This is a genomic window from Gordonia oryzae, from assembly GCF_003797185.1.
GTDB lineage: Bacteria > Actinomycetota > Actinomycetes > Mycobacteriales > Mycobacteriaceae > Gordonia > Gordonia oryzae.
The window spans coordinates 77,250-101,446 of sequence record NZ_RKMH01000005.1; the positions used below are offsets into that span (position 1 = coordinate 77,250).

21 protein-coding genes are annotated in these 24,197 nt (G+C 66.6%); 10 read left to right on the plus strand and 11 right to left on the minus strand.

The window, feature by feature from the left end; all coding sequences use genetic code 11:
* The first annotated feature begins 59 nt into the window (after positions 1 to 59).
* The 3 genes from EF294_RS07745 (at position 60) to EF294_RS07755 (ending at position 3,012) form a co-directional block, all read left to right on the plus strand.
* Positions 60 to 644, plus strand: a complete 585-nt coding sequence (locus EF294_RS07745; RefSeq protein WP_246007747.1) for a CHAP domain-containing protein — start codon at positions 60 to 62, stop codon at positions 642 to 644.
* A 49-nt stretch (positions 645 to 693) separates the two neighbouring features.
* Positions 694 to 1,803, plus strand: a complete 1,110-nt coding sequence (gene gcvT, locus EF294_RS07750) for a glycine cleavage system aminomethyltransferase GcvT (RefSeq protein ID WP_123927776.1) — start codon at positions 694 to 696, stop codon at positions 1,801 to 1,803.
* 102 nt (positions 1,804 to 1,905) lie between these two features.
* Positions 1,906 to 3,012, plus strand: a complete 1,107-nt coding sequence (locus EF294_RS07755) for a branched-chain amino acid aminotransferase (protein ID WP_123927779.1) — start codon at positions 1,906 to 1,908, stop codon at positions 3,010 to 3,012.
* Positions 3,013 to 3,140: 128 nt separating this feature from the next.
* Here the strand turns inward: EF294_RS07755 and EF294_RS07760 are convergent, their stop codons facing one another.
* Genes EF294_RS07760 through EF294_RS07770 form a run of 3 tightly spaced genes read right to left on the minus strand, consistent with a single transcriptional unit; the run spans position 3,141 to position 6,449 of the window.
* On the minus strand, positions 3,141 to 3,929 hold the full coding sequence (locus tag EF294_RS07760) for an adenosylcobinamide-GDP ribazoletransferase (RefSeq protein WP_123927783.1): 789 nt from the start codon (positions 3,927 to 3,929) through the stop codon (positions 3,141 to 3,143).
* Between the two features lie 5 nt (positions 3,930 to 3,934).
* On the minus strand, positions 3,935 to 5,761 hold the full coding sequence (gene cobT / locus EF294_RS07765) for a nicotinate-nucleotide--dimethylbenzimidazole phosphoribosyltransferase (protein WP_123927786.1): 1,827 nt from the start codon (positions 5,759 to 5,761) through the stop codon (positions 3,935 to 3,937).
* Between the two features lie 4 nt (positions 5,762 to 5,765).
* Entirely contained in the window at positions 5,766 to 6,449 is a 684-nt protein-coding gene (locus EF294_RS07770; protein ID WP_123927789.1) for a DUF3043 domain-containing protein, read from the minus strand.
* A gap of 114 nt (positions 6,450 to 6,563) precedes the next feature.
* Here EF294_RS07770 and EF294_RS07775 point away from each other — a divergent pair, with 114 nt between their 5' ends.
* From EF294_RS07775 to EF294_RS07785, 3 genes are all read left to right on the plus strand, one after another.
* Positions 6,564 to 7,625 (plus strand): glycerate kinase family protein, encoded by a 1,062-nt coding sequence (locus EF294_RS07775; RefSeq protein WP_123927792.1) that lies wholly within the window; start codon positions 6,564 to 6,566, stop codon positions 7,623 to 7,625.
* A gap of 209 nt (positions 7,626 to 7,834) precedes the next feature.
* Positions 7,835 to 8,194 carry a HesB/IscA family protein gene (locus EF294_RS07780; protein ID WP_123927795.1) on the plus strand — a complete coding sequence of 120 codons (360 nt, stop codon included), beginning with the start codon at positions 7,835 to 7,837 and terminating at the stop codon, positions 8,192 to 8,194.
* A 131-nt stretch (positions 8,195 to 8,325) separates the two neighbouring features.
* A complete protein-coding gene (locus EF294_RS07785; RefSeq protein WP_185090982.1) occupies positions 8,326 to 9,303 on the plus strand; it encodes a carbohydrate kinase family protein in 978 nt (325 codons plus the stop codon).
* A 1-nt stretch (position 9,304) separates the two neighbouring features.
* Here the strand turns inward: EF294_RS07785 and asnB are convergent, their stop codons facing one another.
* Positions 9,305 to 11,230 (minus strand): asparagine synthase (glutamine-hydrolyzing), encoded by a 1,926-nt coding sequence (asnB, locus tag EF294_RS07790; protein ID WP_123927799.1) that lies wholly within the window; start codon positions 11,228 to 11,230, stop codon positions 9,305 to 9,307.
* A gap of 438 nt (positions 11,231 to 11,668) precedes the next feature.
* Here asnB and ctaC point away from each other — a divergent pair, with 438 nt between their 5' ends.
* Entirely contained in the window at positions 11,669 to 12,736 is a 1,068-nt protein-coding gene (gene ctaC / locus EF294_RS07795) for an aa3-type cytochrome oxidase subunit II (protein ID WP_123928291.1), read from the plus strand.
* Positions 12,733 to 13,149 (plus strand): cytochrome c oxidase subunit 4, encoded by a 417-nt coding sequence (locus EF294_RS07800; RefSeq protein WP_123927802.1) that lies wholly within the window; start codon positions 12,733 to 12,735, stop codon positions 13,147 to 13,149. Before ctaC ends, EF294_RS07800 begins: the two co-directional genes overlap by 4 nt.
* A 439-nt stretch (positions 13,150 to 13,588) precedes the next feature.
* Here the strand turns inward: EF294_RS07800 and EF294_RS07810 are convergent, their stop codons facing one another.
* From EF294_RS07810 to ctaE, 5 genes are all read right to left on the minus strand, one after another.
* Positions 13,589 to 15,106: a bifunctional phosphatase PAP2/diacylglycerol kinase family protein gene (locus EF294_RS07810; protein WP_123927805.1), complete on the minus strand. Its 1,518-nt coding sequence runs from the start codon at positions 15,104 to 15,106 to the stop codon at positions 13,589 to 13,591.
* 137 nt (positions 15,107 to 15,243) lie between these two features.
* Complete coding sequence (gene qcrB / locus EF294_RS07815; RefSeq protein ID WP_123927808.1) at positions 15,244 to 16,863, minus strand: cytochrome bc1 complex cytochrome b subunit; 1,620 nt, start codon at positions 16,861 to 16,863, stop codon at positions 15,244 to 15,246.
* The gene (gene qcrA, locus EF294_RS07820; protein ID WP_123927811.1) at positions 16,860 to 18,035 is read right to left on the minus strand and encodes a cytochrome bc1 complex Rieske iron-sulfur subunit; all 1,176 of its coding nucleotides are present in this window, start codon (positions 18,033 to 18,035) and stop codon (positions 16,860 to 16,862) included. The genes qcrB and qcrA overlap by 4 nt, the downstream gene beginning before the upstream one ends.
* Positions 18,032 to 18,964, minus strand: coding sequence for a cytochrome bc1 complex diheme cytochrome c subunit (gene qcrC, locus EF294_RS07825; protein WP_123927814.1), 933 nt, complete (start codon positions 18,962 to 18,964; stop codon positions 18,032 to 18,034). Before qcrC ends, qcrA begins: the two co-directional genes overlap by 4 nt.
* Before the next feature lie 108 nt (positions 18,965 to 19,072).
* The gene (gene ctaE / locus EF294_RS07830) at positions 19,073 to 19,690 is read right to left on the minus strand and encodes an aa3-type cytochrome oxidase subunit III (protein ID WP_185090983.1); all 618 of its coding nucleotides are present in this window, start codon (positions 19,688 to 19,690) and stop codon (positions 19,073 to 19,075) included.
* Positions 19,691 to 19,879: 189 nt separating this feature from the next.
* Between ctaE and EF294_RS07835 the strand changes: the two genes are divergently transcribed.
* A complete protein-coding gene (locus EF294_RS07835; RefSeq protein ID WP_123928297.1) occupies positions 19,880 to 20,341 on the plus strand; it encodes a hypothetical protein in 462 nt (153 codons plus the stop codon).
* 75 nt (positions 20,342 to 20,416) lie between these two features.
* Positions 20,417 to 21,484, plus strand: a complete 1,068-nt coding sequence (trpD, locus tag EF294_RS07840) for an anthranilate phosphoribosyltransferase (protein ID WP_123927817.1) — start codon at positions 20,417 to 20,419, stop codon at positions 21,482 to 21,484.
* A gap of 32 nt (positions 21,485 to 21,516) precedes the next feature.
* On the opposite strand, the gene EF294_RS07845 is transcribed toward trpD, so the two are convergent.
* A complete protein-coding gene (locus EF294_RS07845) occupies positions 21,517 to 21,795 on the minus strand; it encodes an Lrp/AsnC family transcriptional regulator (RefSeq protein WP_123927820.1) in 279 nt (92 codons plus the stop codon).
* Positions 21,796 to 21,800: 5 nt separating this feature from the next.
* The gene (locus EF294_RS07850; protein ID WP_123927823.1) at positions 21,801 to 23,672 is read right to left on the minus strand and encodes a DEDD exonuclease domain-containing protein; all 1,872 of its coding nucleotides are present in this window, start codon (positions 23,670 to 23,672) and stop codon (positions 21,801 to 21,803) included.
* Positions 23,673 to 24,197 lie beyond the last annotated feature (525 nt).

Below are 24,197 nucleotides of genomic sequence, written 5' to 3' on the forward strand. Positions count from 1 at the left end.
TCGGTGTCACAACGAGAGACGGGGTGGGCGAGGCGATGCGGCGGACCAAGGTGGCATGGGTGATCGCACTCGTGGTGATTGCGGCGTGCGCGGCGACGGTGATCGGTGTCCGTGCATATCGCCATGACAACGACGTGGTGTCCCGCGCGGTGAACGGGATGACCGGCCAGTCGAGGCCGCCGTTTCCCGTCGTCGACACCACCACACTGACCGCTTCTCGAGCCCGCATCATCGAGTCGGTGCGCGCGGAATACGCGCGCAATGCGTCAGGCACCACCTATTCCGGTGGTGTCGACGAACCATGGTGCGCCGACTTCGTCAGCACCGTGATGCACGAATCCGGAGTGCCGCTGGACAATCCGAATTCCGGATCGTGGCGCATCCCGGGGGTGGCGACGCTCACCGACTATCTGCACAGCTCGTTGCGCTGGCGGGGGCCAGGTCATCGCCCGCAGCCCGGCGACATCGTGATCTACGACAAACCCAGCCCGTGGGGCCAACACACCAACATCGTGGTTGCCGTCAACGGCAATGAGGTGACCACAGTCGGCGGCAACCAGCCGCCGGACGGGGTCACCCTGCACACCGCCGACCTCGCTGCCGATCCTGGACTGCAGGGGTTCGGGGTTCCCGCCGGGACGTGAGCCCTGTGGTGATCGTCCTGGGCGCCGTGTTCGCGGTAGGTTGAGCGCCATGACCGAACTTCTCGCCGGACCCATCGCCGAACGACACGCAGCTCTCGGGGCGAGCTTCGCCGAATTCGGCGGGTGGGACATGCCGGTCGCGTACTCGGGCACCGTCGCCGAGCACACCGCGGTACGCGAGGCCGTCGGCATCTTCGACGTGAGCCACCTGGGCAAGGCGGTGGTCGCCGGCCCCGGCGCCGCGGAGTTCGTCAACGCCACCCTGTCCAACGACCTCGCCAAGATTGCGCCGGGCAAAGCTCAATACACGTTGTGCTGCAACGATTCCGGTGGCGTCATCGACGATCTGATCGCGTACCTCGTCGCCGACGACGAGGTCTTCCTCGTGCCCAATGCGGCCAACAGCGCAGCGGTTGTCGCGACGTTGGCGGCGGTTGCGCCCGACGGTGTCGCGATCACCGATCTGCACCGCGAGTACGCGGTGTTCGCGGTGCAGGGACCGAAAAGCCCAGAGGTGCTCGCCACGGTGGGCCTGCCCACCGAGATGGACTACATGGCCTTCGCCGACGCCGAGATGTCGATTGACGGGGGCACTGCGCCGGTGCGCGTGTGTCGGACCGGCTACACCGGAGAACGCGGCTACGAGATCCTTCCCCGGTGGGCGCAGGCAGGCCCGGTGTTCGACGCGCTGATGGCTCAGGTCACCGCATTCGGTGGTCTGCCCGCCGGACTCGGTGCCCGCGACACCCTTCGCACCGAGATGGGATATGCCCTGCACGGCCATGAACTCTCACCGGAGATCACCCCCGTTCAGGCCCGCACCGGGTGGGCGGTCGGCTGGAACAAGCCCGAGTTCTTCGGGCGCGAGGCGCTGCTCGTGGAAAAGGAGAACGGTCCCGCTCGTCGACTCTACGGACTGCGGGCCACCGGGCGCGGGGTGCCGCGCGCCGACTGCGCTGTGCTCACCGCGGCGGGCGGTGAACGGATCGGCCTGTGCACCTCGGGCACCTTCGCGCCAACCCTCAAGCAGGGGATCGCGCTGGCGCTCATCGACACCGCCGCAGGCGTCGGCAAGGGAGCCGACGTGGTCATCGATGTGCGTGGTCGGGCATTGCCGTGCGAAGTCGTCATCCCGCCGTTCGTCGAGTCGCGCGTCTGAGGTACCCACACCTGTGCTACGCCGCGCACGACTGCGACCCGGGCCCGGCGGAGACTGGAACCTGGCACCGATCGCCTTGTACCGCAGCGCTACGATGGGCCAATGACCTTGCAGTTCACCCGTACCGAGCACCCGCACCCGGTGTCGGAGTCGCAGCGTGCGGACATCCTCGCCGCTCCCGGTTTCGGCAAGTACTTCACCGACAACATGGTGATGGTGGACTACGACGTGGACCGCGGATGGTATGACGCCAAGGTGACCCCCTACGGCCCGATCGCACTCGATCCGTCGGCGATGGTGCTGCACTACGGCCAGGAGATCTTCGAGGGCCTCAAGGCCTACCGTCAGCCCGACGGATCGGTGGCCGCCTTCCGTCCGGAGGCCAACGGCCTGCGCCTGCAGCGGTCGGGGGAGCGTCTGGCGATGCCGCCGCTGCCGGTCGACGACTTCATCTCCTCGCTGCGGGCCCTGCTCGACGCCGACAACGAATGGGTGCCCGCCTCCGGCGGCGAGGAATCGCTGTATCTGCGGCCGTTCATGTTCGCCTCGCAGGCCGGGCTGGGCGTCAACGCCCCGTCGACGCAGTACCGCTACTGCGTGATCGCCTCACCCGCCGGCGCCTACTTCGACGGTGGTATCAAGCCGGTCAGTGTGTGGTTATCGACCGAATACGTTCGTGCGGCCCCGGGCGGCACGGGCTTCGCCAAGTGCGGCGGCAACTACGCCGCGAGCTTCCTGGCCCAGCAGCAGGCCACCGCGAAGGGCTGTGACCAGGTGGTGTGGCTCGACGCCGTGGAGCGCCGATTCATCGAGGAGATGGGCGGGATGAACCTATTCTTCGTCTTCGGCTCGGGCGCCGACGCGCGGCTGGTCACCCCGGAACTCACCGGTTCGCTGCTGCCGGGTATCACCCGGGAATCGTTGCTGACCCTGGCCCTCGACGCCGGATTCGCCGTCGAGGAACGCAAGATCTCCACCGAGGAACTCCGCAAGGGTGTGACGTCCGGCGACATCACCGAGGTCTTCGCGTGTGGGACCGCGGCCGTCATCACCCCGGTCGGCCACGTCAAGAGCGAGACCGACGAATACTCGATCGGGGACGGCACACCCGGTGAGGTGACCCTCGCGTTGCGCGATACCCTCACCGGCATCCAGCGTGGCAAGTTCGCCGACACCCACGGCTGGATGACCGAGCTCTACCGGCGCTGAGGCACCATTCGGGGTCGTAGACGAACTCGGCGGAGGGACGCGGCCGTACAGAGCGAATCCGTCAAAATGCCAGTCCGGCAACGGCATATGCCGAGGATGCGCCGCGGGTGTGCAGTGTGCTGACCGACTCAGAGGATCAGTCCGACGAGGACGAGTGCGGTGGCGAGTTCGATCACGGCGCCGAGGACGTCGCCGACGATGCCGCCCATCCGTCGTGCGCAGTGCCGACTGAACAGCCAGGTGAACGCGAGCATCACCACGATCGTTGCGGCTGTCGGTAGCCCGGCGGTGATCGAAAACGCGGTGACCATGTTGGCGAGGCAGCCGATGACGACGCCGACAGCGACCGCCACCACCGACCACACGACCGCGGCGATGCGCTGTGTCCCGGCGACCAGCGCACCGAAGCCGTCGCGATGGGCAGGCTGCAGTGCCCGGCGGCAGGCGACGACGGCAGCGACGCGTGCGACGCCGATCGCCAGACCGAGCTCCCACCATCGACTTTGGGCGACCAGTGTCGCACTGCCGACCACCTGCAGCGCCAGCACCAGAACCAGGGTCGCCACGCCGAACGGGCCGACCGAACCAGAACGCATCACCTCGGTCACGCGCTGCGGCGGTCCGTAACACCCGAGACCGTCAGCGGTGTCGGCGAGACCGTCGAGGTGCATACCCCGGGTGCTGCCGGCGAGCACGCCGACGATGAGAACGCCGATCAGCATCGCCGGCGCGGCGGTGTGCGAGAGTCCCCAAGCGATCAGGGTTACCACCGCCGCGTGGAGTATGCCGATCACGGGTACCGCCGCGATGACCGCCCCGCCGAGCCGGCGATCGGGGGCTGATGCGGTGAACCGCCGGGGTACGGGGAGCACAGTCAGCCACGACAGCGAGACGGCGATTGCACGTACCGGGCTCATCGGTGTCAGGCGGACGACGAGGGTTGTGTCCCAGCCGGTTCCGGGTCGGCAGTGGAGTCCGCAGCGGCGTCGGCATCGCTGACGCCGGCATCGGCGAAGGTTGACATCGACGTCATGATGTCGACGGCCGAGAGGACCGTCGGCAGCGCGGACAATGCGCCGGTGCCCTCGCCGAGGCGCATCGAATAGGTGTGCAGCGGTTCGAGATCCAGGTATTCCAGGGCGATGCCGTGGGCCGGCTCGACCGAGCGATGACCGGCCAGCCACCATCGCGTCGCGCCCGGGGCCATCTCCACGGCGATGAGTGCGGCGGCCGTGACCACCACGCCGTCGAGGATCACCGGTGTGTGCCGCACAGCCGCCTGGGCGAGGAATCCGGCCATTGCGGCCAGATCGGCGCCACCAACCGCCGCCATCAGCGCGAGCGGGTCGCTGCGATGACGACGCCCGCGGCGCATCCCGTCGCGGATCGCGGCGGTCTTGCGCATCCATCCGACATCGTCGATACCGGTGCCGCGTCCGACCACCTCGACGGGTTCTCGGCGCGCAAGGGTGCCGATAATGATCGCGGCGGGCGTGGTGTTGCCGATCCCCATATCGCCGGCGATCAACAGATCGGCCCCGGAGTCGACGAGATCGTCGGCGATGGCCCGTCCGGCGGCGAGCGCTCGGCGTGCTTCCTCGATGGTCATTGCGTCGGTGATCCGCAGATCGTTGCTCGAGCGCCGCACCTTGTAGGCCGAGACCTCCGGACCGGTATCGGCGTCGACGGAGATGTCGGCGACCCGCACCGTCGCGCCGCACCGACGGGCGAGCACGTTGACGGCCGCACCGCCGGCGGCGATGTTGGCGACCATCTGCGCGGTGACCTCCGACGGGAAGGCCGACACGCCACCTTGGGCCACCCCGTGATCGCCGGCGAAGACCACGACGGTGGGCGCCTCGATCGGCCTTGGGGGACAGACCCCTTGGCATGCCGAGATCCACACCCCGATCTCCTCGAGCCGGCCGAGGGAGCCGGGTGGTTTGGTCAGTTCGAGCTGGCGTGCCCGCGCCGCCTGGGCGACCTGCTCGTCGGGCAGGTCGATGGCGTCGAAGACCTCGGCGTCGGTCGCATCGGGAATGTGGCCGGTCATCGGGACCGCGGCTGCGGCGGGCGCGGGGACGGCGGGCGCTGGCGGGGCCGGTGCGGATGACGCTGGTCGAGTCGGTGCATCCGGTGCCGGCCCAGTCGTCGAGGGCCCAGCCGGGTTGGTCTCGGCATCGGGCGTTGCCGGGGCCCCGGCCAGGGGTGCTCCGGTGAGGTCGATGACGCGGCCGGCCACGACGAGGACCACGTGATCACACACCGCTGCCACGGCCTCGTTGAGCGCGCCGAGTTCGTCCTGGAAGAGTCGTCCGGCCGGGGTCGGGGCCACCGGTGCCAATCCGACCTCGGGACTGATCACCACCAGATCGCCGGTGAATTCGGCTATTGCCGAACACAATTCATCGTTCTCGGCGGAGCGGTCGACGGTGGCCGTCGCCGACCACGCACCGGTGGCGTCTAGGCGGGCGGCCAGCCAGTTGCCCAGATCGTCGACGAGTGTCGTCGTGTGCGGGTCGGCCCGCAGCTCCGACGCCAGATCGCTCGTCTCGACCGTCGTGTACCTCGGATCACGCCGTTGCCGATGTCTCTCGACGCGCGCGGTCCACTCGGCATCGGTCGTCAGCGTCGGCCCGGTGGCCACATAACGCACCGATGCGGCCTCGCGCAGCAACAGTTCGCCGTGTGCAGACTTGCCCGACCGAACCCCGCCCAGGACCAGCGTCCGGACCCCTCGTGCGGTCATCGGCTCAGACTTCGTCGCCGGGGGAGACCTGCGGTTTCGGCGCGCGCATCTGACGTAGCTGCGTCGCGCGGGTGAAGGCGTACCAGCCGAGCTTCAGACCACCCTCGCCGGCGTCGGGATAGCGCTGCGCCACCCGCTTGTTGACCATGCGGCCCAGGATCACCCCGTCGATGGCCATCAGGATGACGAAAGCGAGCAGCAGGAAGGTCGAGTACACCGCGATCGAGGGCACGAACATCACCACGATCAACACGATCGCGAACGGCATGAACAATCCGGCGAAGTTGCGTCGGGAATCGACGAGGTTGCGCGTGTAGCGACGGGCGTCACCGCGATCACGCGGCAACAGGTAGCGTTCGTCGCCGGCCATCATCCGCTCGCGCTGCTCGAGGCGCTGGGCCCGGCGGTCGGCCGACGCCTTCTTCTTGTCCTCCCGTGACATCGAGCTGCGTAGTTCCTTCTTGCGCGCGCGGGCTTCGGCGCGGGTCGTCGGCGGCGGCGCGACCGGGCCGCGACGACGACCCTCGGCCTCCCGGCGTGAGGGCGTCGGGCGGCCCTTGGCGGGCGTGTATGCACTGCCACGCTGCGATTTCGAGAGAGCAACCGAATCCGTCGAGTCGGAATCGTCAAGGGTCTCGACGGACTCGTCCGCGGGTGCGGAGTCGTCCTTCTTCCATGGCAGTTTCACACCGACGAGCCTAGGTGATCCGCGCTGCGGTGATGCGTCGACCTCCCTATACTTGCCCCGCATGGCGGCCCCGGTGTCTTCCCTTGCTTTTCCTACGCTCGTCGGTGAGGTCGGATGCGCGTCCTGATCGCACCCGACTCGTTCGGTGACACGTTGACCGCGGTATCGGCGGCCGACGCCGTCGCCCGTGGATGGCTCTCGGCCCGACCCGCCGACGAGGTGATCCGCGCACCCCAGTCCGACGGCGGGCCGGGTTTTGTCGCGGTCCTCGCCGCGCACATCGGGACGCTGCACACCGAGACGGTCTACGGGCCGCTCGGCGCCGCGGTCGACGCGCAGTGGCTGCTCGACGACCGCGATCCCGACCACCTCGTCGCCTACATCGAATGCGCGCAGGCATGCGGTCTGCATCAACTCGGCGGGCGCCCCACCACACGGACGGCGATGGCTGCCGACACCTTCGGCGTTGGCCGGCTCGTCGACGCGGCGCTGCGCGCCGGGGCCGGTTCGGTGGTCGTCGGACTCGGTGGCAGCGCCACCACCGACGGTGGTCGCGGACTTGTCGAGGCCCTCGGCGGCCCGGATCGCGCGGTCGCGCGCTGCGCCGCGATCGAGGTGGTCGCGGCATCCGACGTCGAGAACCCGTTACTCGGTGCCTCGGGCGCGGCCGCGGTGTTCGGTCCGCAGAAGGGTGCCGATGCCGACACTGTCGGACGACTCGAAGAGCGGATGACCCAGTGGTCGCGGGTGCTCGCCCGGATGGCCGGGCGCGATGTCGGCGCCGACGCGGGTGCCGGGGCCGCCGGGGGTCTGGGGGCGGCGCTGCTGGCACTCGGTGGTCGGCGCGTTTCCGGTGCGACGGTGGTCGCCGACGTCACCGACCGTGACGCTCAGGTCGCGGGCGCCGACCTGGTGATTACCGGGGAGGGCAAGTTCGACAGCCAGACCCTGCGTGGCAAGGTCGTTTCTGCTCTGACCGCCACCGCGCGCGCAGCGTCGGTACCGACGCTGGTCGTCGCCGGACAGATCGCGCTGAGCCCCGACGAGATCGCCGACGCCGGTATCGCCGCGGCGCATTCGCTCGTCGACCACGCCGGATCGCTGCGCCTGGCGATGGACGATGCCGATCACCAGCTCGAGCGGATGGTTCGTGGAATCGCGGCGGCATGGCCGTGACGGCGACAAAGGGATTGTCGTGACGGCGGGTGAACAGCAGAGCGGGCGTGACCGCGCGACTCGGCGTGGCAGTCGACCGGCGGCGGGAATATGTCATGACGGGGTACCGTTGAAGGCGATCGTACGAATGTGCGTTTCCGTGCGTCTGCGCGGGGACTGACCGCAACCGGCCCCACCGAGCCGGCCTCGACCAGCACTGAGGAGCATCGATGACTGTGCAGAACGAATCCGGCGCCGCTACCAGCACCGGCGTCATCCTGACCGACGCCGCCGCGTCGAAGGCCAAGACTCTCCTGGACCAAGAGGGCCGCGACGATCTGTCATTGCGCATCGCCGTGCAGCCGGGTGGCTGCGCCGGACTGCGTTACCAGCTGTTCTTCGACGACCGCAGCCTTGACGGTGACCTCACCGCCGACTTCGCCGGGGTCACCCTCGCCGTCGACCGGATGAGTGCTCCCTACGTCCAGGGCGCCACTATCGACTTTGTCGACACCATTGAGAAGCAGGGTTTCACCATCGATAACCCGAATGCGACCGGCAGCTGCGCCTGCGGCGACTCCTTCAACTGAGTCCGCGCGAAGAGCCTTTCCTTCTGACCGCATTCCCGCACCGGGGATGCGGTCGGATGCGTTGTGACACCGGTGGGTAGCGTGAACGGTCGTTGCCTAGTATCGCCGAGCAGACAGGCCTGAATACCTCCGTGACCATATATGTGTGTGGCTCGATCGCTACCGACCATCTGATGAAGTTCCCCGGCAAGTTCTCCGAGCAGTTGCTCGGTGACCACCTCGACCACCTATCACTGAGTTTCCTGGCCGAGGACCTCGTCGTCCGGCGTGGTGGCGTAGGCGGAAACATCTGCTACGCGATGGGCGAACTCGGTGGGACCCCGGTTCTCCTCGGCGCCGTCGGGTCAGACTTCGACGACTACCGTCGCTGGCTCGAGGAGCACGGCGTCGACTGCCGCGGCGTGCGGGTGTCGCAGAAGCATCAGACCGCCCGATTCACCTGCACCACCGACGAGGTCATGGCGCAGTTGGCGTTCTTCTACCCCGGTGCGATGAGCGAGGCCCGCGAGATCACGCTCGCCGAGGTCTGCGCGAATGACGTCGAGCTGGTTCTCATCGGCGCCGACGATCCGGAGGCGATGGTCGCCCATACCAACGAATGCCGAGAACTGGGCATCCCGTTCGCCGCCGACCCCTCCCAACAGCTGGCCCGCCTTGACGGGGAGTCCGCCCGCGCCCTGATCGACGGCGCGACCTACCTGTTCACCAACGAGTACGAGTGGGGTCTGCTCTGCGAGAAGACCGGGCTCACCGAGGACCGTGTGCGAGAGATGGTCGGCACTCGCATCACCACTCTCGGCGCCGGCGGCGTCGAGATCATAGGCTCCGACGGCGCGCGGGTCCACGTACCGGTGGTTCCGGAGACGGCGAAGGTCGATCCGACCGGTGTCGGTGACGGCTTCCGTGCTGGATTTCTGACCGCGGTGAGCAAGGGCCTTGGCTTCGAACGCGCCGCCCAGCTCGGGTCGATGGTCGCGGTACTCGTGCTGGAGTCGGAGTCGACCCAGGACTGGACCTGGGACAACCACTCGGCGATCGAACGCATCAAGGGTGCCTACGGCGCTGACGCGGCCGCTGAGATCAGCAAGGTCTTCTACAAGGCGCCCTGACCTACAGCCGTACCGGATAGGTGTGGTCGGTGATCTCCGGCACCAGTGACTTCTCCACGAAGATCGCGTGCCACACCATGAAGATCAACACCGTCCACAGGCGCCTACTGTTGTCGACGGTCCCCTCACGGTGCTCGGCGAGCATCGCGAGGACAGCCGACGTGTTCAGCAGGTGCTCGGTCTGCGAGTGACTGATCGTCTCGTGCGCCCAGTCGTACATCTCGCCACCGGCCAGCCAATGCCGGATCGGCACCGGGAAGCCGAGTTTCTTGCGGTGCAATACATGTGGCGGCACGATCTGCTCGAGCGCCTTGCGCAGCGCGTACTTGGTGGTGCCATGCGTGATCTTCTCGTCGAACGGTAGTGCCTCGGCGACGGCGAACACCTCGGGATCGAGGAACGGAACCCGCAACTCCAGGGAATTGGCCATCGTCATCTTGTCGGCCTTGACGAGGATGTCGCCGCGCAGCCAGGTGAACAGGTCGATGTGCTGCATCCGGGCCACCGGATCCCAGCCCTCGCTGTGCGCATAGACCGGGGCGGTGACGTCGGTGTGCGTCCACTCCGGTCGGTAGTCGACGAGGACCGCACGCAGTCGTGCGTCGTCGAAACTGCGAGCATTGCCGTAGTAGCGCTCCTCCAGTGTCAGCGATCCGCGATGCAGCAGGCTTTTGCCGCGGGTGCCCTCGGGAATGCGGTCGGAGACCTTGCCCGCCGCCCGCCGCAGCAGACGCGGCAACCTGTCGAACGCCGAGAGTGACAGCGGCTCCTTGTAGATGGTGTAGCCGCCGAACAATTCGTCGGCACCCTCTCCGGAGAGCACCACCTTGACGTGCTTTCGAGCCTCGGCGGCTACGAAATACAGCGGTACGAGCGCGGGATCGGCGACCGGGTCGTCGAGGTACCAGACAATTTTCGCGATCGCGTCGATGAACTCGGTCTCGTTGACGACCTTGACGATGTGGCGCGCGCCTATCGCCTCGGCCGATTCGGCGGCGACGTCGATCTCCGAATAGCCATCGCGCTCGAAACCGGTGGTGAAGGTGATGAGATCGGGGTTGTGACGGATCGCCAACGCGGCGATGGCGGTGGAGTCGATCCCGCCGGAGAGGAACGATCCAACGGTCACGTCGGCTCGCATGTGCTTGGCGACGGAATCGGAGAGGACATCGGCGATCTCGTCGTAGCGCTTCTGACGTGTGGCCTCGGTGAACGGACGCACCCCGAATTGCGGGGTGAAGTATCGGGTCACCGAGGGGGAGCCGCCGGGCCGCACAGTCGCGTGGCACCCGGATTCCAGACGCCGTACGGCGGCATGAAGGGTTTCCGGTTCCGGAACGTATTGCAGTTCGGTGTAGTGCTCGACGGCGCGTGGATCGAGATCGGTCGACAGCTCGAGCCGGTCGAGCAGTTCCAGCAGGCTCTTCTTCTCGCTGCCGAACGCCGTCCCGCCGGGGCCGGTGGCGAGGAACAGCGGTTTGATGCCGAACCGGTCACGTGCCAGGAACAGCGATCCGGTGTCGGTGTCCCAGATGGCGAAGGCGAACATGCCGCGCAGTCGGCGCACCGCGTCGGGGCCCCAGTAGTGGAAGGCCGCGACGATGGCCTCGCCGTCGCCTTCGGTACCGAAGACCGCCTGTTCGTCGGCGGCGAGCTCGGCACGGATCTCGAGGTAGTTGTAGATCTCACCGTTGAAGACGAGTGCGTAGCGTTCCGGGCTATCCGGGGGACCCCACCGCAGAGGCTGATGCGAATGCTCGATGTCGATGATGGAGAGCCGGTTGAACCCGAAGACAAGGTGCTCGTTGTGCCAGGTGCCCGGCTCGTCGGGCCCGCGGTGCCGCATACAGTGGCAGGCTTCGGCGATGAGGTCGGCGGCCGATGCCGCCGAGCCGTCGGGGGTCAGCAGACCAAGCAAGCCACACACAGGGATTCAAGCCTCTTTCGACATCGAGTGGTTCCAATGACAGATTGCGTCCGCAACGCCGGGGTTCGCCGACGGGTCTGAGTATGCCGCATCGTGGTTCGAAAGGGCCGTCCGGCACCGCAGGGCGGAGGGGTGAAACCGCTCCCGAACAGGCGATGTCGGGATAGGTCAGCGGAATCCGACGCGCTGATCCACCCCAACCGAAAAAGTTCCCGTGAGTTGGTCTACGCTGCGTAGTACATAGGCGCGGCTGCGGTGTGACCGCGGTGCCGCGGGCGTTTCGGCCGGTTGGTCGGGGTGCCTCGGAGTCAACGCGTCGAGGCAGGTCATGTGGCATGCGACTCGCGCGGCGGGATCGTCGCGGTGAGCGAGCAGGAAGGCGTGAAATTGGCACACGGTGAACGGCCCCGGGCCCGGCGTGTTTCGTCTGCATCGCGGATGATCAAGCGGTTCGGCATCGTCGCGATCCTCGCCGTCGGGGCTGTGGTGATGACGGGCTGCAGTGGCGACGAGATCGTGCGGTTCGGCTGGCCGGTCGGTGTTACCCCGCAGGCCGAGTCGATGCGCCACCTGTGGACCTGGTCGGTTATCGCGGCGTTGCTGATGGGCATCCTCGTGTGGGGTCTGATCTTCTGGGCCATCACCTTCCACCGTCAGAAGGAGGGGCAGGACGAGTTCCCGCGCCAGACCGCCTACAACGTCCCGCTGGAGCTGACGTACACGGCGATCCCGTTCGTCATCATCGCGGTGCTGTTCTACTTCACCGTCATAGTGCAGAACGACGTGGAGAAGAAGACCAACGACCCGAAGGTCGTTGTGGACGTCACTGCTTTCCAGTGGAACTGGAAGTTCGGCTATCGCCAGGCCGAGGTCAACGGCCAGGAGAAGCAGTTCCCGAGCACGTTGGGCAATCCGTTCGATCTGCAGGTCCAGCAGGACACCCACGACGGTGAACCGCTGCCCGGACCGGCCAACGGCCGCGACGACGACATCCGCAACTACCTGCGGTTCGACAAGATCGAGACCGTCGGCTCCTCCACCGAGATCCCGATCCTCGTCCTGCCGACCGATCAGCGCATTCAGTTCGAGCTGGCAGCCGCCGACGTTGTGCACTCCTTCTGGGTGCCGGAGTTCCTGTTCAAGCGTGACGTGCTGCCGTTCCCCGAGCAGAATCACACCGATAACGTCTTCCAGATTGAGAAGATCGAGCGGACCGGTGCGTTCGTCGGGCGCTGCGCGGAAATGTGCGGCACCTACCATTCGATGATGAATTTCGAGGTGCGGGCGGTCTCGCCGCAGGACTTCGATCGCTACATCACCTATCGGGACACTCATCCGCTGGCGACCAATGCCCAAGCGCTGGAAGCGATCTGTCAGCAACCCGAGTCGGTGGTGACGGTTCCGTTCGACACCCGCCGCAAGAGTAATGGCACCGCCGCGGCGACCGGCGATCCGAACAACACGCGGCTGTCAGGCTGCACGATCAAGGAGAGTGACTTCCAGTGAAGATCGAGGCGAGGCTCTTCGAACTCCTGACGGCCTTCTTCTTCCTCGCTGGCGTGATCTATACGCTGTGCACCGCGTTCACCTCGCACGGCGTGGAATGGGTCGGCGTGGTCGGAATGTACTTCAGCGCCGGTCTGACCCTGATCGCCGGAACCTATTTCCGGTTCGTCGCGCGACGCGTGGAGATCCGTCCGGAGGACTACGAGGACGCCGACATCGAAGACGGCGCCGGTGAACTCGGCTTCTTCAGCCCGCACTCGTGGTGGCCGATCATGCTGGCGGCGGCGGCCGCGATGTTCGCGATCGGATTCGCCACCGGCAACATCTGGTTCTGCATCTTCGCCGCGGCGTGCATCATCTCTGCCGCCGCCGGAATGGTGTTCGAATACCACGTCGGCCCCGAAAAGCACTGAGAGCGAACTAGTTCACGTTCTGATCGGCGCGGTGCCCGCAGCTCGCGTGCGCCGCCGCGCCGAGCGCTTTCAGCCGCGCGAGGACAAGGGAGCGGAGCCGAGTCGGGCCGTGGACTCCGGTCGTACATGTAGCTCCGGTATCGCCGGGTGCTGATCGCCGACAGGGCTGAAGACCCGGTGTCGAGGACCACCCGCAATCCCCGTGCCCAACACTGCGCGACGAGATCGTCGAAATGCTGCCGGCCGCGGCCGGGATTCATCCGGTTCGGGTCGACGACGTCGTAGCCGTGAGCCTGCAAGGGGGAGACGGGACCCCAGCAACAGCCCGGAGGCGCCGAGGTCGACGGGCGTAGTCAAGCCAGTTCGGCAGACGGTGCAGTCGGCGAGCCCGGGTCGCATCGTGGTCTGCGGTGCGGTGCACCGCAGAATCCCGCGGGCATCAGTATGTGCCGACGACGCTGGAGCCGTACACCATGAGCGCACGATAGGCGACGGTGAAGGTGGCTTCCCGATAGGACTCACCGACCTCCCCGTCGTGCGCAACCTCCACCGGCTCCTCGGAGCTGAACGAGAACTCCGGGACCTGCATCTCGCGGTAGGAGCGGGAGCGCTGGAGGCGACCGCTCAGCAACCCGAACACTAGTCGCGCGAACGCCCACCGCCCGCCGGCAACGAGGAATCGGACGTCGAGGAGTCCATCGTCGAGACGTTCGCGACGGGCCGGGGCAAATCCGGACGAGCCGTACATGGAGTTGCCCAACAAGAACAACGTGACGTCAAGTTCTTCGCCGTTCACCCGGATGCGTTGTGGTCGGGAATGGCGCAGGACATGCAGTATCGCCAGGGTGCTGGCCAGTCCCTTGCCGGTCCGGCCTTCGAGGCGTTCGCGTGCACGCAGGAATCGAGGGTAGGAACCGATGCTGGCGGTGTTCAGCACGACCCGATCTGAACCCAGCCAGGCCGCGTCGACGCGGGTCACCAGACCCTCGCGCAGCGCGACGATCGTGTCGTCGGCGGTCGTGGCCCCGATGTCGCGCGCGAAGTGATTGAAGGTGCCGCCGGGAAAGACCGCGAGCGGGGTGTCGGTGGCCAGTGCCGCTGCCGCGGCGGTGGCGACCGTCCCGTCTCCACCGCACACGGCGAGCACGTCGCAGTCCTCGGCGGCCTCGCGCGCGATCGCGGCGAAGTCGTCACCGGAGTCGAGTTCCACAATTCGGGCGGCGGGCAACCCGGCACGGATACGATCGCGGATCTGGGCACCTCGGCCGCCCCCAGAAGCCGGGTTCAGCAACACGGTGACGTTGCCGCCGTCGGTGACCTCCGGTGCCTCCTCACGGGTAGGTCGGGGGATGGAGATCCGGCGGCGAGTGATCGGCGGTGCGATCTGGCCGCCTGTGGTCGCGATCGCCGCGCCGATTCCCAGGCCGATCGCCACATCTCCCGGGTAGTGCACGCCGGTCGCCACCCGGGAGAAGCCGACGAGACCGGCTAGTGCCGACATCGCAAGTCCCGCAAGGGGACTCTCGATCGCCACGCCGGTGGCGAAGGCGGCAGCGCTCGCGGAGTGCCCCGACGGCAGCGAGTTGGACGTCGGGAGTGTTCGACTTCGGCGGGGCGCAGGCACCAGACTGGCAGTCGGGCGCGGACGTCGTCGTAGGCGCTTGGCGACCTGATTGGTGACCAGACTGGTGACGGCCAGCGAGCCGAGCCCGCGTATGGCACCTCGTTGAAGATCCGGGCGGCCGCTGGCGGCCAGTCCGAGGGCGATGGCGATCCACAACCTGCTGTGGTCTGCTGCACGAGTCAGCGGTGGCATCGTGGTGTCGAGCAGCGGGCTGGGGGAGCGGGCAATGGAGTCGTAGATGGCGGCGTCGAGGGATCCGAGTCCGTAGGTCATGGGATCGGTACGCCGCGCGACCGCACGGGCTCGGAGGCGGTCGACGATGGTGCGGGGCATGATTGTCACGGTACTGGCCGGGTCACGAGAGTGGGCGAATCGGGCACAAACGAATCGGCTGTCGTCACGTGATCCGTGAGACAGCCGATGTCGTTGTGTTCGTTTCACTTCCGGCGGTTGGGCCGGTCTTCAGGTTGCTACTCGAGTGGGTTCCCGCCCTTGTCCTGCAGCTCGCGCAGTGCCTTGCGCTCGGCGAGTTCCTGCTCGTGCGCGTACTCGATGTTGCGATCCTGCTGGTCGAGCGGGTCGGCGACCAGGATCGAACCGGTGCCGGGGGAGCCGGAGGAACCGAGTTTGTTCATCCGCTTCGGAACTGCTGCGCCCTCGTAGGGGAGCGGGATCGGATGCCCGTGGCTGTCGACCGGGCCGAGTGGCTGATGCAGCTCGATGTACTCACCCTGCGGCAGACGCTTGATGATGCCGGTCTCGATACCGTGGGCGAGGACCTCGCGGTCGCTGCGCTGCAGCGCCAGCGCCCAGCGGTAAGCAACGAAGTACAGCAGCGGCGGGATGACGATCAGACCGATGCGGCCCGCCCAGGTCGTCGCGTTGAGCGAGACGTGGAACTTCAACGCGATGATGTCGTTCATACACATCAACGTGAGGATGATGTAGAAGCTGAAGGCCATCGCGCCGAGCCCGGTGCGCACCGGGGTGTCACGCGGACGCTGCAAGAGGTTGTGATGCGCGTCGTCGCCGGTGAGGCGCTTCTCGATCCACGGATAGGCGAACATCACGCCGAACATCAAGGTGATGATCACGACGCACCAGAACACTGCCGGAATCGTGTAATGACCCCAGTACAGCTCCCAGTCGGGCATGAGACGCACCAGACCGTCTGTCCACATCATGTAGATATCAGGCTGTGAACCGGCCGAGACCTGGGCGGGGTTGTACGGACCGAGAACCCACACCGGGTTGATCTGGAAGACACCGGCCATGATTGCCAGGACACCTGTGACCACGGCGAACATCGCACCGCCCTTGGCGGCGAAGACCGGCATGATGCGCACGCCAACGACGTTCTTCTCGGTGCGGCCGGGGCCGGGGAATTGCGTGTGCTTTTGATACCAGACCAGCGCCAGGTGTGCACCGATCAGCGCGAGGATGATGCCCGGGAACAACAGGATGTGCATCACGTACATCCGCGGGATGATGATGTCGCCCGGGAACTGGCCACCGAATAGCGCCCAGTGAATCCAGGTGCCCACCAACGGGATTCCGAGCACGATGCCGCTCATCGCGGCGCGAACACCGGTCCCGGAGAGCAGGTCGTCGGGCAGCGAGTAACCGAAGAAGCCTTCGAACATCGCCAGGATCAGCAGCAGGCAGCCGATGATCCAGTTGGCCTCACGCGGACGCCGGAACGCGCCGGTGAAGAAGATGCGAGCCATGTGGATGATGATCGACGCCGCGAACAACAGAGCCGCCCAGTGGTGCACCTGTCGGACGAACAGGCCGCCGCGCACCTCGAACGAGATGTTGAGCGTGGTCTCGTAGGCGCGGGTCATCATGACGCCCTTGAGCGGCTCGTAATCGCCGTGGTAGATGACCTCGCTCATCGATGGATCGAAGAAAAAGGTCAGATACACACCCGAGAGCAGCAGGATGATGAAGCTGTAGAGGGCGACCTCGCCGAGCATGAAGGACCAGTGACTCGGGAAAACCTTGTTGATCTGCCGGCGCATACCGGCGGCGAGGTGGTACCGCGAGTCCACCTCTTCGGCCTGTGTGGCCATACGGTCGGCGATGGTCATGAGTCACGCTCCCAGAAAGCCGGTCCGACGGGTTCGATGTAGTTGCCCTGGTTATGGGCACGGTTGGCGACCAGGTACCCCTGATCGTTGACCGTTATCGGCAATTGCGCCAGTGCGCGTGCTGCCGGACCGAAGACCGGTTTGGCCGAGTCGAGTGCGTTGAACTGCGACTGGTGGCACGGGCAGAGGATGCGATTGGTGCGCTGCTCGTAGAGCGAGGTCGGGCAGCCGAGGTGGCTGCAGACCTTGGTGTAGGCGAAGTAGTCGCCGTAGTTGAAGCTCTCCTGACCCTTGCGCTTGATCACGTTGGCCGCGTCGGCGGGGCGCAGACGGATGAGCATCACCGGGTTGCTGACGTAACGCAGACCCCAGACGAGCTTCTCGCGGGATTCCTCTGTCTCACCGAGTCCGTCGGATACGCGCCACGGGAAGACGGTTTCCATCGCCCCAGAGTCGAGGTCCTCGGGCCGGACCAGCGCCACCCGGTAGGGGTCACCGACGTCGCGACGCAGGAACACGGTCTCGGTCGGGTTCTCCTTGGAGTTGTAGATCGGTGACCAGCCCGAGTTCCACAGGGGAGCGTCACCACGATCGGCCCACGGGTTCTTGATGATGCCGCCGACCGCGGCGATCACACCGGTGAAGGCGAGCGCGCCGAACGCGAAGATGCCCGAGCCGATGATCATCTTGCGACGACCGAGCGTGGAGGTGGTGCCGGAGTCCTTGAGCTCGGCGACGATGGTCGCCTTGTCGACGTCGCTGGAACCGGGTCCGTCGTGACGATCTTGTACTGAGATCTCCGACGGCAGGAACTTCTTGGTGATCAGCACCAACGCGATACCGATGGACAGAATCGACAGACCGAAGGTGATGCCCAGCAGTGGTGTATTGAGCGTGTACCACCAGTAGTTCGGATCGTCCGGCATGGCGAAGTGCCAGTGATTGAAGCAGAAGATGACGAAGCAGGCGAGTGCGGAGATGCCCGAGATCGTCAGCCAGATGGCGACCTGACGTTCGGCACGTTTCTCGACACCTGTACCCGGCTCGGGGTAACGCTCGCCGCGGTGGATGATCTCCACACCGTCGAGGTTGGTACCGAGTTTGACCAGCTCGTCGTTGCTCATCTGGTCGAGTTCGTCCTTGGTCGGGACGTCTTTATCACTGACGGTCATGCTCGAGATCCCATCCACATCGCGCCGGCGACAATCGCCACAACCCCGACGAACCACATCACCATGCCCTCACTGACGGGACCGAAGCCGCCGATTCCGAGTCCGCCCTGCGGCTTGGATTCGGTGACGTACTTGATGAATCCGATGATGTTTTGCTTCTCGTCCACCGACAGCTGGCGATTGGAGAATTTCGGCATGTTCTGCGGGCCGGTGAGCATCGCCGTGTAGATCTGCTGTTCCTTGACGTCGGACAACGTCGGCGCGAACTTACCGCCGGACAGCGCACCGCCGCGGCCGGTGAAGTTATGGCACGACGCGCAGTTCAGTCGGAACAGCTCGCCGCCCTGGGCGAGGTTGTCGCCCCGGAGTGACTCCTGTGCTACGACGCGGACACCGTTCTCGGTCTTGATCGAACCATCCGGATTGTGCTCGTAGATCACGCTGGGGCCACCGCCCATGCCCTGGATGTAGGCACCGAGCTGGTCGATCTGGGCGGTAGTGAACTTCGGCGGCTTGCGCAGTGCCTGAGCCTCACCGCGCGCGGCGGGCATACGGCCGGTCGACACCTGGAAGTACACGGCCGCGTCACCGACACCGAGTAGCGACGGGCCGCGATCGGGCACGCCCTGCAGATTGGCGCCGTGGCAGGTGATGCACGAGGTCTGGTAGAGCTGCTTACCCGCACTGATCAGCGCGGCGTTGTCGACGTCGGCGGTGGCGACTTGCGGCTTGGGCGTCAGCAGGGACGCGATCATGCCAGCCATGAACAGACCGGCGAGCAACAGGATGGTGCCGCTGACACGTCGGCGAAGCTTGCGTCGTGCCTTCGACCGGCGGGCGGAACTCACCGGGGTCGTCGACGGCGTCGGCGCCGATTCGACCGCGTCAGTTGCGTCGCTATCCGACGATCGCGGTGGAGATGAACTCATCTCTAGTCTCTCTACTAGCGGACGGACTCTGGGCTGTGATGCGGGTTCACCCCGCGCGAAGCGCGGTTACTGCGCAGGGACTCCGGGTGCTCCCGGCGTGCGGCGCGGTCATCGGATGAAGTAGATCGTCACGAACAGGCCGATCCACACGATGTCAACGAAGTGCCAGTAATAGGACACGACGATCGCCGCGGTCGCCTGGGCCGGGGTGAACTTCGACAGCTTGGTGCGGATCAGCAGGAAGATGAAAGCAACCAGACCACCGATGACGTGCAGACCGTGGAATCCGGTGGCCATGTAGAACACCGAGCCGTAGGCGCTCGAGGAGAGCGTCGTGCCCTCGTGGACCAGGTGGTAGTACTCGTAGCCCTGACCGCAGACGAAGAACGCGCCCATGAAGAAGGTCAGCAGGTACCAGCGGCGCAGACCGAAGACGTCTCCGCGCTCGGCGGCGAACACACCCATCTGGCACGTCACCGACGATGCGATGAGGACCGTCGTCACCGGGATGGCCAGCGCCAGATTGAGCTCGGTGGGCTCCGGCGGCCATCCGTTGACCGGATTGGCGTTGGCGCGCGCGACGAAATACATCGCGAACAAGCCTGCGAAGAACATCAGCTCACTGGACAGCCAGACGATCGTGCCGACACTCACCATGTTGGGCCGGTTGAGTGAGTGCACGCGCGCGGTGATGGCCGTTCCGGAAGTACCTACAGCGCTAGTCACAGGTTGAAGTATGACGGTTCGTAGTACGCGGTGACCACTTGGGTCCGAGATTGGTGGGAACTTTTTCTCTTCGCGCTGGTCGGCGCCGGTTCAGGGGGTGTCTCGGCGTGTCCGTGGGGACCGTCGTGGTTTGCTCTGGGCATGGGTACTTCGCCACCGGGTCACGAGCCGGGCTCTGTGCCGCGGGATATCAACGGCCGCCCGATGTCCCGTTCCCGATGGCAACGATTGACCGCACGGATCGGTTCCCGCCGTGAGTCGCAGGTGATCGACGTCGACGATGCCGATCTCGAGATCGTCGCGTCGTGCGCCGACGACGCCGCGTCGAGTTCGACTGTGCTGGAAGGGTCTTCGTGGCGCCCGGCGGATCAGGCGGTAGTTCGACACTTCTTGGCGTTACCCACCTCGCGGGTGTCCGACGCGATCGCGGTTGCCGCGATCGACGGGTATCGGCTGGTACATCTGGAGCAGGACAGCCCGGTGCCGGACGGACACGAGACCGTGGTTTTGGCGCGGGTGCAACTCGTCGACGCGCTGCACCTGTCACAAGAACGATCGAGGATGGCCAGTCTCGGGTCGCGACACGGCGGTCGTGTGGTCCGGTGGCAGGTGTTGCAGCGCGCTGAAGGAGCCGACCACTCCGGCCGGTGAATGGGCGGGTGAGAGGCAGAGCCATGGGGTGGCCCCACGCCCGGGGGTAGTCGGGTCGGCCCTACAGTTCTTGGGGTGAGTAGCGCGCAGATCTACACCTGGCCGCAGATCCTCGGTCGGGTCACCGACGGCATCGACCTGACCGTCGACGAAGCGGCGTGGGCGATGAACGAGATCATGACCGACGGGGCGACCGGAGCTCAGATCGCGGCCTTCGGGGTGGGGGTCAAGATGAAGGGTGCCGCGCCCGCCGAGCTGCGCGGCTTGGCCGCGGCGATGTTGGAGCACGCGGTACCGGTGACCGTGTCACGGCCGGCGATCGACGTGGTCGGCACCGGTGGCGACCGCTCGCACACCGTCAATATCTCCACGATGACCGCCGTCGTCATCGCTGCGGCCGGCGTCGCAGTGGTCAAACACGGCAATCGCGCCGCGTCGTCGAAGAGTGGGGGCGCCGACGTTCTCGAGGCGCTCGGCGTGTCGATCGGCCTGGGGGCCGCCGACGTCGGACGTTGCGTCGACGAGCTGGGGATCGGATTCTGCTTCGCGCCCGTCTTCCATCCAGCGTTCCGATTCACCGGTCCACCACGCAGGGAGATCGGCATCCCCACGGTGTTCAACGTGCTAGGACCGTTGACCAACCCGGCCCGCCCCTCCCGCGGGCTGATCGGCTGTGCCTTCGCCGACCTCGCGCCGGTGCTCGCGCAGGCCTTCGCCGAACGGGACGCGGCCGTGCTCGTCGTCCGGGGCGACGACGGACTCGACGAACTGACGACCACCAGCACCTCGACGGTGTGGCAGGTCATCGATGGCCGGGTCGTCGAACTCGCCTTCGATCCGCGCGAACTCGGGATCGAACTCGTGGAGCTGTCCGCACTGCAGGGCGGTGACGCCACCGCCAACGCCGCCATTGCCCGCGACCTGTTCGCCGGGGCGCGGGGACCGGTCCGCGACGCGGTGGTCCTCAACGCCGCGGGCGCCATCGTGTCGGCGGAGATGACCGAGCTGCACAACGTCGAGAGTCTCGCCGCGGCAATGGTGGCGGCGAAGGCGCGCGCCGAAGCGGTCATCGATTCCGGGGCCGCGACTGGCCTGCTCGATCGGTGGGCCGCCCGCTCGCAGGAGCTGGCCGGTCGGCCGTAGACAGGTCGAACCTCGAGTCACGTCGACTCGCGCTACTCCTCGCCGATGGAGAAACCGCCCTCGACCTCCGAGCTGGAGTAGCTACGGAAGGCGATGTGGGTGGCGGTGTGGGTGACCCCCGGTAGCCGGTTGATCCGGCCGGTCACCACGTCGGCGATCTCCGCGTGGTCACGCACTTTGATCTTGGCGATGAGATCGACGTCGCCGGCACACGAGTAGACCTCGGCGACACCGCTGATGTCGGCGACCGCCTGCGCGGTCTCCGGGATGCGGTGAACGTCGGCGTGGATGAGGACGATGGCGGAGATCATGGCAATCAGCTTAGGGCGTGGAGTCTCTCGGGCCGTACCGCCTTTGCGCGCTGCGCCACCGACTTCGGATGCGGCGCTGGTGGCCGTCGGCGGCGCACGGCGGTCTCGGCGGCCGAGCGTGCTGCGGCCGCCCAGTCGCCGCGGGACGCTGCCGACCCGACCGGTGACGAGAAACCCTCGGAGCTCGCGACGATCCGCACGCCCGGCTGCCCGAGCCACCGATACAGCAGTGCCGCTTCCTCCGGGGACGCTCCCAGCAGCGGCCCTTCACCGGGCAGCACCGTCTCCGCGCAGGCGATCAACGCGTCCACGACCGGCATGGGGGCCACGCCCCGTCGGGCGTGCCCGGCCGAGGCCAGGCGACCGTGTCGGATCACGGCCAACTCCCATCCACCCGCGCCGTCGGTCCGGGCGACGACGATCTCGGCGATCCGGCACAGCGCCGAGAGTCGCTGACAGCGTGCCAACGTGTCGATGGTCGCGGCGACGCGATCGCGGTGACGTGCCGCGGTCTCGAACATCTGCGCGTCGGTCAACCGATCGAGTTCGTCGATGAGCCCCGACAACAGAGCCGAGTCGCGGCCGGAGAGCAGATCGTGGGCGGCCTGTACCCGGTCGACGTAGTCGGCGACCGTCAGTGGACGATCGGTGGCCGCGGCGCACCCGTCCAGGACGTCGCCACCGTCGGCAGGGGTCCGGCACCAATGGTGCGTCGCGCCGACCGGTATCCGGGCCCGACAGGTGCGCAGTTTGGCTGCTCGTGAGATCAGCTCGGCGATCTCGGTGGCGCGGTTGCGATTGGCGACCGGTCCCACAGAATCGGTGCCGGGGGTTCGGGTGATCTGCAGTCGGGAAAATCGTTCGCCGGTCAGCGTGATCCACCAGCCACGGTGGGGGCGGGTGGAGCGCCGGTTGTAGGCGGGCATATGCGCGACGATCAACCGCAGTTCGCGGACCCCGGCCTCGAGTGCGTGGGCGCATTCGACGTGGTCGACGCGGACTGCGAGGTTGACCATCTCGGCGATTCGGGGTCGCGGGTCGGACCCGTTGAAGTACGACATCACCCGGCGTCGCAGATCCGTCGCGGTACCCACGTAGAGCACCTCGGCGGACGGTCCACGAAACAGGTAGACCCCCGGTCGTGCCGGAAGTCCTTCGGCGAGATGACGTTTGGCGTACAGGCGGGGGTTGCCGCGGGGTAGGTAGGCGGTCAGGTCGGCGTAGGTGTGCACCCCCTGGTTGCCGATGCGCTCGAGGAGCCGATGCATGACCTCGACGGTGGCGCGGGCGTCGTCGAGAGCCCGGTGTGTCGGGCGCACCGAGACGTCGAACAGGTCGGCGAGGGCGCCGAGACGGACGGTGGGGGCCTCGTCACGGGTCAGCACGCGGCGCGCGAGCCGGACGGTGCACAAGCTGGTGTGGAAGGGCCACGCCATGTCCATCCGCGCGGCGTTGTGGCGCAGGAATCCCATGTCGAAACGCGCGTTGTGGGCCACCAGCAGGCATCCGCGCGCGAACTCGACGAAGGAGGACAACACCTCACCGATCTGTGGGGCGTCGTAGACCATGGCACTCGTGATCCCGGTCAGCGCGACGACTTGCGGCGGGATCGACCGCTGCGGGTCGACGAGGGTCGCGAATTCGCCGAGTACCTCGCCGCCGCGCACCTTCACCGCGCCGATCTCGGTGATGGCGTCGCGGGCCGGATCGCCCCCCGTCGTCTCCAGGTCGACCACCACGATGGTCGTATCGAACAGGGACTGCTCGCCGAATCCCGGATCGTCGGTACCGTCCGCTCCTGAGCCGAGGTCGGCGAAGGAGAGTTGAGCTGTATCAACCACCACGCCGCGAACACTAGTTCGACCCACCGACAGCATCGTCTGGGGTTCGAGTGACTGCTGTGGTCGGTGTGCTCTCGGGTCCGTCGGCGTCGGCGCATCCGATTCTGTCGGTGGTCACTTCTACTGTCGGCTGCGGTGGTCATCTCCGGAGCTCGCCGGGCCCGTTGCGCAATGGGCCGGATCGGGCCGACAGGGATGAATCGCCCGCCGACACGTCCGAGAGACAGCAAGTGAGATGGAGATCACAAATGTACATCGACTGCGCCAGCTGCCCGGGTCGTCACCGCGCGTGTGACGGCTGCATGATGAACCTCTTTGTAGGGCCCGTGAGCAGCAGCGATGGCGACGATCTCGGTGACCGACGGGTGGCCCGCGAGGTGGGGGATTCCGATGCTGAGATCTGCTCCGCGGTCGATGTGTTCGTTGCTGCTTCGATGGTGAGCACGGAGTCTGCACGATCGGCAAAACTCGCTATCGGCCCTGCGTGCGGACCCGGTTCGCGCTCGGGTCTGCGGATTTTGCGAGCTGGTTAGCGGTCACCGTGAATCGGTCCCTTTGTCC